The organism is Pseudoalteromonas sp. CH_XMU1449-3, assembly GCF_037027245.1.
Taxonomy (GTDB): Bacteria; Pseudomonadota; Gammaproteobacteria; order Enterobacterales; family Alteromonadaceae; genus Pseudoalteromonas; species Pseudoalteromonas shioyasakiensis.
The window spans coordinates 48,616-60,621 of sequence record NZ_JAYMDY010000003.1; the positions used below are offsets into that span (position 1 = coordinate 48,616).

General features: G+C 42.4%; 6 protein-coding genes. 2 read left to right on the forward strand and 4 right to left on the reverse strand.

What is annotated here, in order from left to right; all coding sequences use genetic code 11:
- Positions 1–153 precede the first annotated feature (153 nt).
- On the reverse strand, positions 154–4,167 hold the full coding sequence (locus tag WA256_RS05155) for a rhombosortase-dependent M36 family metallopeptidase (RefSeq protein WP_054563170.1): 4,014 nt from the start codon (positions 4,165–4,167) through the stop codon (positions 154–156).
- Positions 4,168–4,294: 127 nt separating this feature from the next.
- Here WA256_RS05155 and WA256_RS05160 point away from each other — a divergent pair, with 127 nt between their 5' ends.
- Positions 4,295–4,789, forward strand: a complete 495-nt coding sequence (locus tag WA256_RS05160; RefSeq protein ID WP_335989471.1) for a hypothetical protein — start codon at positions 4,295–4,297, stop codon at positions 4,787–4,789.
- A 291-nt stretch (positions 4,790–5,080) separates the two neighbouring features.
- Here WA256_RS05160 and WA256_RS05165 read toward each other — a convergent pair whose 3' ends face one another.
- Together WA256_RS05165 and WA256_RS05170 are read right to left on the reverse strand one after the other, a co-directional pair.
- On the reverse strand, positions 5,081–5,782 hold the full coding sequence (locus WA256_RS05165; RefSeq protein WP_335989473.1) for a M15 family metallopeptidase: 702 nt from the start codon (positions 5,780–5,782) through the stop codon (positions 5,081–5,083).
- Positions 5,783–5,834: 52 nt separating this feature from the next.
- Positions 5,835–7,448, reverse strand: coding sequence for a sensor domain-containing diguanylate cyclase (locus WA256_RS05170; protein ID WP_335989476.1), 1,614 nt, complete (start codon positions 7,446–7,448; stop codon positions 5,835–5,837).
- Between the two features lie 372 nt (positions 7,449–7,820).
- Here WA256_RS05170 and WA256_RS05175 point away from each other — a divergent pair, with 372 nt between their 5' ends.
- Positions 7,821–9,008 carry an acyltransferase family protein gene (locus tag WA256_RS05175; RefSeq protein ID WP_335989478.1) on the forward strand — a complete coding sequence of 396 codons (1,188 nt, stop codon included), beginning with the start codon at positions 7,821–7,823 and terminating at the stop codon, positions 9,006–9,008.
- Between the two features lie 58 nt (positions 9,009–9,066).
- Here WA256_RS05175 and WA256_RS05180 read toward each other — a convergent pair whose 3' ends face one another.
- On the reverse strand, positions 9,067–11,931 hold the full coding sequence (locus WA256_RS05180; protein WP_335989480.1) for an FAD-binding and (Fe-S)-binding domain-containing protein: 2,865 nt from the start codon (positions 11,929–11,931) through the stop codon (positions 9,067–9,069).
- Positions 11,932–12,006: the final 75 nt, after the last annotated feature.

A 12,006-nucleotide genomic window follows, 5' to 3' on the forward strand; every position in this document is an offset into this window, starting at 1 on the left:
TGCTACCTCGCATCTCGCATCTCGCATCTCATATCTCGTATCTCGCATCTCGAAACTTTCCCCTTTCCCCTTGCTAACTTTACTCTCGCTAACTTAAAACAAAAAAGCCCTTACAGCGAGCTGTAAGGGCTTTGTTATCACTATTTAAAAGTCTTATTTACGTTTACGGCGACGGCCGATAAGCGCTAATGGTGCAAGTAGTAGTGTTAAGAAACCAAAGCTACCGTTGCTAGATTTAGTTACTTTCTTCTCTTCTACTGGCTCAGCTTCGTTAGTTACGGCAACAGTGAACTGCTCTGATACAGAGTCTGTACCATCGCTTACTGTTACTTCAAATACTAACTCGTCATCGCTTGAGATAGCACCTGGCGTGAAGCCTAGAGTTGCAGTGTCAGCACCTGTAAGTGTTGCTGTTGTGCCGCTTAGTTGCGTCCAGGTGTAGCTTAGCGTGTCATCACTGTTACGGTCTGACGCTGTTGCCGTTAATGTGCCTGAAGCAGACTCAGAAACAGACTCATCACCCGATACAGAAAGTAATGGTAGTGCGTTATCACATGCTAATGCATCACCAGCAATCACGTTTGAGAAGATTGGTGACGTTACATTGCTAACAGTTACGTTATCAATCCACCAGCCGAACTCACGTACTGCGCTGTCTGATGACATACGGAAACGTAATTTTGCACGGTTACCGTTTAGTTCAGTACCGAAACGAATTGTTTCGTAGTTACCATAAACACCGTTACCATCAACATTGTTACCTGTGAAGGTATCGCGATCTTGTAGTGCTTGCGCGTCATTTTCGATTAGTGGGCCATCGTAACCAACATCAAATGTACCGCCCATTTCAGTAACATCTACCCAGTTACCACCGTTTACGCTGATCTCTACAACACCACCATCCCATTCGTTTTCGATTAGATAGAAGTGCCAGAATGAAACTTCAAAATCACCAGCAAAACCGATATCAAACTCTCTTGATTCAACCGCAACATCTGACTGGAAGTCATTGTTGTTTAGGTACATGGTTTGCTCGCCAAGACCGAAGCCAAAGCTGTTGAAGAAGTTAACATTACCGCCGGTTGCCATGCTTTGTGTGCCAACTGCTAAGTCATCACCTGTCATTACGTTTTCTTTCCAGTCACGTAATGAAGCGCCTGCTACTTCCATATCGTCAGCAGTTTGTGAGCTAACTGGTGCTTTATCTTCAAAGTCCATGTTCACAAGGTAAGATACTGTATCGCTTGCTGCTTCAACAATCTCGTCATCAGCAGAAAGCTCTGGGAATGACACTTCGATTTCAAGTGTATCAGCAGTGCCTGCATCATTTAGTGTAAACGTGATAGGTGCGCTTGTTTGTGAAGCGTAAGGAGTTGTATCGTCAAAAGTGATTAAACCATCATTTTCGAACGTTACATCGTGACCACTAACAACCGTTAACTGTGCTTGAGTACCAGTTAGTACTTCACTACCTGTGTTCATGATGCTAACTGTTAACGTGCCTGTTTCACCTTTGTCTAGCACGTTATCGTTTGAACAATAACCTAGCTCTGCACCGTTGTAGTTTGGATCCATTGCCACATCTTTGAATGTGAAGCTAGCAAGTTTCATTTTGTCAGATTCAACAACACCTGTTAAATCTTCGCTGAAACGCTCTGGTGCTTTAGCACCTAAGCCCATACCACGCTTAGCAAATGCACCTAAGATTAGTTTGTAATCTTCTGGGTCAACTGCGTACGCTGCAGCTAAGATAGCATCACGTGCTTCTGTGTATAGCGGAGCAACTGGAGTTAGCTTGTAACCAGCAACTAAGTAGTTAGCCATACGGTTTTGAGCTTCTTCAAAGCCGTGCTCGTTGATAAGTGCTACATAGCTTTCCCAAAGCATAGTTGCCCAAATTTCACCTGCTGCGTGTGGTGAACCAACATTAGTTGGAGCAATACCTACATCAGCACCTTCATTTTCAGTAATGTGGCGGAAAGACAGCGGGTTTACTTCCATATTGGTTGAATATGGAACACGACGAATACCATAGTAGAAATCTTCTACGAATGTACCGCTACCGTAGGCTTTTTGGAACTTGTCGTTACCTGGAATGTTAATATCATCAGCTTTAGCAATGAACATCAATGAGTGGAAATCACCCCAACCTTCGCCCATCGCACGGCCTTGGAAGTTGATAAGACCTGATGAGTTACCCACTAAACGGTTACTGATATAGTGACCCCATTCGTGAGCAATAATACCGTTATCTAGCGTACCGTCTTTTAACGTTGCTTTGTTGAACATATTAACAGTAACAGTGTCGCCTGCAGCGATACCATCGTAAAGTGCGTGACCGTCAGCATAGTTCAGACCCATATTAGGAATGATAACTGCATCGTCTTCACCGCCCATTGGCGCTGGCTCATCTGTATCTGGGTTGTTGTTTACAACGATTGCACCAATTGCACCCGCTTCTTGAGCGTGTAGTACTTTTGCTGTGAAGTTACAAGAACCACGATCGACTAGCGCAATTTTGCCAGCCAGTTCAGCTGCATTTGTTGCAGGTTCACAGCCGTCTGTTACGCTACCAGAATCTACATCATTGCCATCAACTAAACGAACAACTTCGCCTGCGATATCAGCAAATTGCATTTGACCAAAGCCAGATACTTTAGAAGACTCAAGTAGACCAATTGTTTCATCTGATGTTACAACCACACCGAAATCTACACCCACTTTCGCATCTTTCGAGTTGTATAAGTACATTTGCATGCGTGGGCTTGCACCGTCAGCAGGTGTTGCCATATTAGCGTTATTTAAACCGCTATTATCTTGCGCTTGTGCTTCGATTGGGTCGCCTTCTACACCACCACGGCCGTAGTTTGATACTTGTGCAACATTTGACGTTTCGTCAAAACCATGGTCATAGAAGAAATCGTGTAAGAAGTTGTTCATGTAGAACAAGTTAACAATTGCCGCTTTACGGTTGTCGTAGCTGTTTGCTACTTGATCAACTTGGTAAGGGTAATCGAATGTGTAATCTGATGTAGTTTCAGCAGTGAAGTCGCCTTCTGTGTAACCTTGAGGTGCAATTACATCAGCATAAGCAAATACGTTGTTACCTGATGTTGTTGTAGCGTCATCAGCAAGCCACGGATCCATCGTGCTTAGTTTTTTGTAGTAAGACAAGCTTACAAGTGGTGCATCTAGGATTTCAGTTTCATCAATTTGATCTGGGCCATCAGCTGGGATCACGTCACCGTGTGGACCTTCCCACGGGTAACCATCTTCGTCAGCCCATACACGGTAGTTAAAGTCTGCCGCGTGTGCTTTTAAGTCTTTCTTGAAATAAACTTTGCTGTTTTGCGCGCCAATAACGTAGCTGAAGTAATCGCTTTCTAGGCTGTTTTTATCAGCAACTTCTACTTCAACATAGTATGCAGATTGCAGCTCACCCGCTACTTCAAAGAATACTTTCTTAGCACGTGGCTGACCTAATACAACTTTGTCACCACTTTGGTTAGACACAGTGTACTTAACATAGTCACCTTGCTCAGTTGATTTAGTTAAAGAAACATTGATATCAGCAAGTTCTTTAATTGCACGTTTAATACTTTGCTCAGCACCAACAAACTCAGCAAGTGGCGCGAACGACTGCGTTGCATTTGAACTTGTGTTAGCGAAATAACCAGAACCAGCAACTAGGTTATATTCTTTATCCATGATCAGGTTGTATTCACGGTTGAATACTTCAATGTCATGAACTTTTTGCTTGTATTTAGCTGTGATTGAGCCAAGCTTTTGCTCAGATAAATCTGCTAATACAGCGCTTGATACACCTTTTTTAGCGGTGCTAACACCGGTTAAGGCATTCAAATAAAAATCTGCAGCGTAAGCATTACGTTGCTCAGGAAGCACCATTGCCATATCAGGCTTAGCTTGACCTACTGCATTCCATAGGAAAGTAGCTTTACCTAATTGCGCATCGAAAATAGATTTGTGACCCGATACAGTGCGACGCTCAGCTAATGCACGTTGCTGAGATACTTGAGGATTAAATTGTACTTGAGAGCTAACGCTTGAAGCATTATAAAAGCGAGTTTGTTCACTTGCCTGTACTTGAGATGATGCCAAGATAGCCGTTACCATGGTAGCAACTGCTGTTACTTTAAATTGAGACATTCCTTACGTTCCCTATTGTTATATTTTTATTTTCGGTTAACAATCATAACCGCGGCCAATGTACCCAATATGGCAATTAAAAAACAGAATTAATTGTAAACAAAAGTAACAAACAAGTAGGAACATAATGAACCAAACAATTAAGATACAAGCACTTACACTAGCATTAGTACTAGTATCAGGCTGTCAAAAAAATGAAATAAGCGAGCAAAATACAACACAACAGCCAACAACCAGTTCACAAAAAGAACAAACTTCAGTTAAAGATGTTAAAAAAGCAGTCGAAATCAACAAGCAAAAATCGACGAACGCTTTTAGTAATAATGGCGAAAAAATTACCTTTGATGCGCCTACTTTAACCAAGGGCACAGAAGTCTTTAATCACGCAATGCAAGAGCGTGGCATCGCAACGGGTGCAATTTACTTAACGCTAAAAGAAAACAGCTTACCAGTAGCGCTTAGCAGCCAATATACGCTGAAAAAAATGACCAACAAAAGCTATCGCTACCTTGCTGAAAAAGACACTGATTTATTAAAAGTACAAAACGCTTTTAAACAAAATGCCAATGTCGATATTGTTGAAATTAAAGTTGATTATTCGCCGATTAAAGAGGTGATGTAGAAGCTGTCAGCCTTCAGCTATCAGCCGTCAGACGCGCGAAACAAGTTTCACGCCTACTTGTAGCAGCGGGTTTATCCCGCGTCATCATGCGATAGGTTCTAGAAGGAGCTGTCAGCCTTCAGCTATCAGCCGTCAGACGCGTGAAACAAGTTTCACGCCTACATCAAACCGTAGGCGTCATGCTTGCATGGCGTGTCTAACATTCAACGCCATTTAATCAAGCTAACTCAACATTCAAAAACAACACTTTTCGGCTTAAAACTTACAGCTGAAAGCTTAAAGCTGTTTTACCTACTCCACCACAAAATCAAAATAGGTGGTGGGGTATGCTTGCGGTTGGTAGGTAAAATGCCACCATTCCATTGAATAAGGGGCGAAACCGGCCTCTGTCATCAGGCTTTTAAGTTTATATCGATTGGCTTTTTGCTCTGCACTAATTCGCGGGTCGTCGGTGTTAGAAAGAGTGTCGAACATATCAAACGGTGAGCCCATATCGAGCTCTTTGCCTTTTGCATCAACTAACGTTAAATCAATCGTTGAGCCACGGCTGTGACCCGACTTAGCGGCGATGTAATCACCAAGTAACTTGTCTTTGCCTAAGTTTGGATAAAACTCAGCTTTAGTGCGGGTATCTTCTAAATCGTTAACCCAACGCACAAAGTGATCTACTGCGCGCTGCGGACGATAACAATCAAATATTTTTAAGCTCAGGCCTTGGGTTTGCGCTGCTGTTTGCACATTTTTAAGCGCGCTTGCAGCACTGTTGTGCAATAAACATTTAGGTGCGTTGTAACCATCAACTGGTTTGCCAACAAAGTTGTGATGACCAAAATAACGGATATCTAACACTGCATTCGGTAGCAAAGCACCTACATCCACAAATTCGCTACGTTTATCATCGCTTGGGTTGGCATAAGCAGTACTTGCACTCATAAGCGCAATACCTAACAAAGAAGTGGATTTAGTTAAACGAGCCAAAAAAGTGAATGCCATTTTGATTTTCCATAAATAACTTAATAGCATCCACTATTGCACATTAAATAACTTATTCCAAGATTGAAGGCTCAGAAACTGGAGCAAGGTCTTGGCTGTATGTGGCATCGACAACTGAACGGTTACGACCGGTTTTTTTAGCTTGATATAAAGCTTGGTCAGCAAGCTTAAATACTTCATCAATGCTTAATTGCTCAATTGGCCAGCCCGAAATACCAATTGATACATTAATGCAGCCAACCGGGTCAATGTAGCTTTCTGACACCCGCATACGCAAACGCTCAGCCAGCTGATACGCACGTTTTGCTTCCACTCTTGGCATAATCACAATGAATTCTTCACCACCTGTACGAGCAACCACATCACTATCACGAGTAACATCTAACAAAATTTTAGCTAACGACTGTAGAACCACATCACCAATGTCATGACCGAACTCGTCGTTAACCCGTTTAAAGTGATCGATGTCTATAGCCAATACAGCAAAAGGACAACGTTGAGCTATCAAATGGCTAATTTGCATATCGAGGCTACGGCGATTATGCAGGCAAGTGAGGGGATCAGTTTGCGCTTCTTGGCGCAATAGCCCTATTTTACTTTGTAATAACCCGACCCCTTTTAACATGGCTTTTCTGAGTTCATTACTTTCAAAGTACCATGAGCGAATTTGTGTCAGCTCAAGTGACGTTGAAGGGCGATCTAAAGTATTTGCAGTTTCGGCTAACTGCCTTAAAGGCTGAGCAATTAAACGTGCTAACACCCAAATCAATATAAATGTGAGTACACCTATTGGGGCGGTTTTTACAAACACTTGCCACATTAAATTATCAAGCGGTGCAAGCGTGCTTTCTAGAGGGCGCTGAGTGACGACTCCCCATGGAGCAACTGTCATAGGAGCGTAGCCTGCAAGCATCTCAACGCCTTTGCTATTGGTAACAAGCTGGGTGCCGGCGTTTCCTTTTAGTACTTCTTCAATTACTTGGTTATCAAACACTTGCTCACCAATACGGCTTTTATCTGGGTGATAGAGTAAGCGATGGTTTTCATCAACCACATACAGATAAGAGCCATCTTGATAATAATGAACTTGCAGCAATTCATTTAAAATACTGGCACGTTTTAAGTACAAAGTGCCGCCAATATAACCAATGAAGTTACTTTGTTTATCGAATAAAGGCTGCGATATAAAGATCAGTAAATTGCCCGCCATCGAGATATAAGGCTCGCTGATCATTGGAGTACGATACGACAAAGCGGCTTTAGTGCCAAAGCTATCTACTTTACGGTTTTGTAGCTTCAATGACTTTGGTGATACCCCTAAAATATCGCCCTGCGCATTAACAATAATGGTCGAATTAAAACTATTGGTTTGTAGCCTTAGGCGGTCTGCCTCAGAATTAATTAAGCCTTGATTATTAAAATCGTCTTCAAGAATTTTTCCAACATAAGCAAGCTGTTGCTGAGCATTAAGTAAAAAGTTATCGGTCGCCGACACCAACTTAGCGGCGTATGCTTTATGGTTATTTAGGGTTTTATCTATTAGTTGTTGCTTCTGAACTTGATAGCTCGAGTAATAACTATTTAGAAAGGTAATAAGCGTTGTAGAAAACGCTAACACTAAAATTAAGCGGCGTAGGTTTAAACCATGGCTAAGACTATTAAGCACGATATTTCTCACATACAGGCCCAAAGTCCATATCGGGTACATCTAATACCTTTATACTAGCAAGATGTTCTATGTACCTCTATAGAACTTTTGTCATAATTTGATTTAGCGCAAACAAATGAGTGCAATTACTCTAATTAATTAAAGTAACTCTGTTTAAAACTTCAGCTACCAAGCGCTCTTTGAATATGAACGTCATCAAAGTCACTTACCAACAACCTTCGCGGTTTAACATATTGAATTTAATGAACTATAAACTTAAGACAGTTAAAAGAACGGCTAATACGTACGATTTATATTGTTCAAAAAGCAGCTTGCTTTGATGTAATAATTTATTACACTATAAAAACAAAATAACAATAAAGTTTTCCTATGCGTCACCACTGTGCTGAAATCATCAATAAACTCCCTTCACATCGCCTCATGGCGTTAGATGTAATGCGGGGCTTGACTATTACCGCCATGATATTAGTGAATAACCCGGGTAGCTGGGGAGCGATGTATTGGCCTTTGAAACATGCACAGTGGCATGGTTGGACACCAACCGACTTAATTTTTCCGTTTTTTATTTTTATCGTCGGCATGTCTATCACGCTCTCAGTAAATAGCTTGCGTGCTAAAGGGGTCAGTGATCAACACATACTAAAAGCGGGGGTTATTCGCACCATTAAACTCATTGCCCTCGGTTGGTTTTTAGCCTTGTTTTATTACAACTTTCGAGACCCTTCTTTTAGCTGGCTTGATGACAAGTTATTGCAGCTGCGTGTGTTGGGTGTGCTGCAACGTATCGGTTTGGTGTATTTAGTCGCTCTGTGTTGTTATCTCTATTTATCGCCTAAGAAAATAGCCATTACTTGCATCGTCCTTTTAGTGTTTTATGGCGCTGCCATGCTTTATATCCCCTATACATTGCCAAACGGCGAGGTAGTCAGTGGCTTATGGTTACATGGCAATAACTTAAGTGCCTACATAGACAATGCCGTACTTGGTAGCCATCACCTGTATTATGCCAGTGCTAAGCCACTGCCATTTGACCCTGAAGGGCTATTTTCAACATTGCCAGCCATTGCAAGTGCGCATAGCGGCATCTTGGCTGCGGTTTATTTAACTAAGCAACCCAACCTTAAAAAACAAGCCCGTACACTTATTTTTCTGGGTACATTAGCTGTTATTGCCGGCTATGCAATTTCGCCATTAACGCCTATCAATAAAGCCTTATGGACGCCGAGCTATGTGCTACTCAGCTCAGGGCTTGCAGCGATTTTCTATGCGCTGTGCAGTGCTATTTTAGATATTTATAAGCTGCGTAGTTGGGGCGCTCCTTTTATTGTATTTGGTGCAAATGCGATATTATTTTTTATGTTTGCAGGCGTGTTTGCACGGCTACTAATTATGAGCCCGCTTGGCGATAGCAGTTTAAAAGGCAGTATTTATGGCTTAATACAATTAGTGATCAGCAATGATCACCTCGCTTCTTTTAGCTTTTCACTGCTGTTTTTAGTGGTGTCTTATGGGGTGATGTACAGCTGCTACCGCAAAGGCATTTTTTGGAAAGTGTAAGCTTTAAAATAGATGAGCCAGTCAATCACTGGCTCATCAAATTAGCAATTACGCCCTGTTATATTGCATGGCTTTGTTTATCGAGCAGATACAAAATTGATTGATAACTAATGCCACTGTGCTCAGTTAAACCAATTTCGCAACTGCGGCTATTAGACACGCCGCGATTACAGTTTTTTGGTACTTGTTGTTTAAGGGTTTTTAACGCGTTGCTATTGAGTTCTGGTAAGTTAAAGCCCTTATCACCGGCGAAACCACAGCACTCAATATCAGCTGGAATAATCACTTCATTACTACATGCCTTGGCAAGTGATACTAGGCTTTGCTCTTTACCTAATCGCTTAGAACTACAAGTAACATGGAGCATCACCGGCTCATTTACGGGCGTTACTTGCAAATTAGGCAGTAAATGCTGCGCTGCAAAATCAGCACTTTCATAAATTGTGAGTGCCGTATTTTGCGCGGCATTAAGAGTAGTAAGTGCACAAGGGCTGGCATCAAAAACAATGGGGTATTGGCCATTATTTGAAAGCGCCTCAAGCTCAGTAAGTAACTGCTCACTTTTGCTTTTAAACTCTTCATTAAAGCCTTTGCTAGCAAATGGCATACCGCAACAAAGTGAATCGGCTTGTTTCGGAAGTAGCACTTCATAGCCAGCTTTGGCAGCGAGTGAATAAATAACATCTAGCAGTGGGCGCTTATCATCGGCAAGTTTATCAGCCGCAAAAACTCGGCTTGCGCAGCTTGGCATATACACCAACTTTTTCGCTTGTTGGGGTTGTTGAAGCTTTCTATTAATTGGTTGCTCAGCTCTTGGCCATGCCGAGTAATACAGCGGTGTACCAAGTAACTTATTAGCAGGTTTACTCAGGCTTCTTAGGTTACTGCTGCCGATTGCTTTTTCGAGCACCTGCATCACGGTTAAACCAAATCGTGCACCCGTTGCAACAACCGCAAAATGCTTGTTGGCAAAGCGTGATAATGACCGTGCAACCTTGCTTGATAAGGCTTGCTCTGCTCTGAGCGATTTTATAAATTCGCCCGTGTTTATTCCCACCGGGCATTTAAGACCGCAAAGACCCGTTGCCGCGCACGTATCAATACCAAGGTATTTAAAGTCGGCCTCGATAACACTGAGCTTTTGATTTAACTTCTGTTTGCTTGCTACATCTTCGGTTGTTAGTAATTGATTGTGTAGCTCTGTGCGGTGTCGCCATAAAGTAATACGCTGCCTCGGTGTTAAGCTAAGCCCTTTTGATGGGCAAACCACTTCGCAAAAGCCACATTCAATACAGGTATCGATAATATCATCACTTTTTGGCATGACTTTTAAATGCTGAGTGTGGGCATTTTTGTCGTGATTAATAATAACCCCAGGGTTAAGAATATTTTGTTTATCGAATAGTGCTTTAAGCGCAACCATCACCGCGAAGCCATCGTCTCCCCATTCAGTAGCAACAAACGGCGCCATGTTACGCCCAGTGCCATGCTCAGCTTTTAATGACCCTTTTAGTTCAACCGCCACTAAGTTCGCCACATCAGCCATAAATTGTTCGTATCGGCTTACTTGCTCTGGTGTATCAAAAGCTTGGGTGAATACAAAGTGTAGATTTCCGGCAAGTGCATGCCCAAAAATAATGGCTTCATCATAGCCATATTTGACAAATAATTGATGCAGCGCATTCACGCCCTCAGCTAGTTTATCAAGGGCAAAGGCAACATCTTCAATTATCACTGTAGTGCCAGTTTCGCGCACTGCGCCAACCGCAGGAAAGGTGCCTTTACGAATATTCCAAAGTGCCGCATTACGGGCGCTGTCTGCTGAAAACTCAATCGCTGCCAGTTGGCTTTGCTTAAACTCGGCAAGAAGTTGCTCAGTGCTCTTAGTGAGCGCATCGAGAGCCTGTGCATTTTCAGCTCTTAACTCAATTAACAGTGCTGCTGATTGCTCTGGGTAGCTGGCCACTTCTTTTGGCATTATGGCATGCTCAGACACCGACATCAGGGCACGTTTATCTAGCAGTTCAACAGCAGCAACATCAAGTTCACTCAGCCTTTGTACCAGCTCACACACCTTGCTGATATCGTCAAAAATAAAGAAACCTGTGTGTTTGTACTTATGCTCAACCACAGTGTGGTAGGTGATATCGGCGATAAAAGCTAACGTACCTTCAGAGCCAATAATGAGGTGCTTAATGATTTCGATTGGATCAGAAAAATCCAGCAGCGCGTTTAGACCATAGCCTGTGGTATTTTTTAAACGATATTTATGGGCGATGCGCTCACTCAAATCGGGGTTTTGCTTTATGCTATCAACTAGGCTCATTAGCTCATCAACCCAAGGGCTATGGCTTTGCAAAAAGGCATTACAGCTTTGGCTATCAGCCGTATTAAGCACTGTGCCATCGGCAAAAATGAGGGTCATATCTTTTACTGTGTGGTAGCTGTTTTGCGCCACTCCACAACACATGCCTGATGAATTATTTGCCGCCATACCGGCTATTTTGCAGCTATTAATTGAAGCGGGATCAGGGCCAATCTTTTTACCAAACGGGGCTAATACTTGATTTACTCGAGCACCAATGATCGCCGGTTGTAAACGTATTGCCTCGGCGTCATCAAGGATTTCAAACTTGCTCCAACTATCACAAAGTAAAACCAATACAGAGTCGGTAATTGCTTGCCCAGATAAACTCGTTCCAGCGGCGCGAAATGTGATGGGTACCTGTTGCTCGTTGGCAGCAATGATCACTTGTCGTGCTTGATTTTGATTGCTCACTAATACAATTAACTCAGGGATTAATCGATAAAAGCTGGCGTCTGTTCCGTACGCATAACGGCGCGAGTAATCTTCTATTAATGCTGACTCTGGTAAAAAAGGTTTAATTTGCTGTTTAAATGCGTGTAATCGAGTTAAAGCCATCTCGCCCCCAGGCTTGTCATATTTACGCTGATGATTATGGAATATATTATTACTTTAAATTGTACTAAAAAGCGA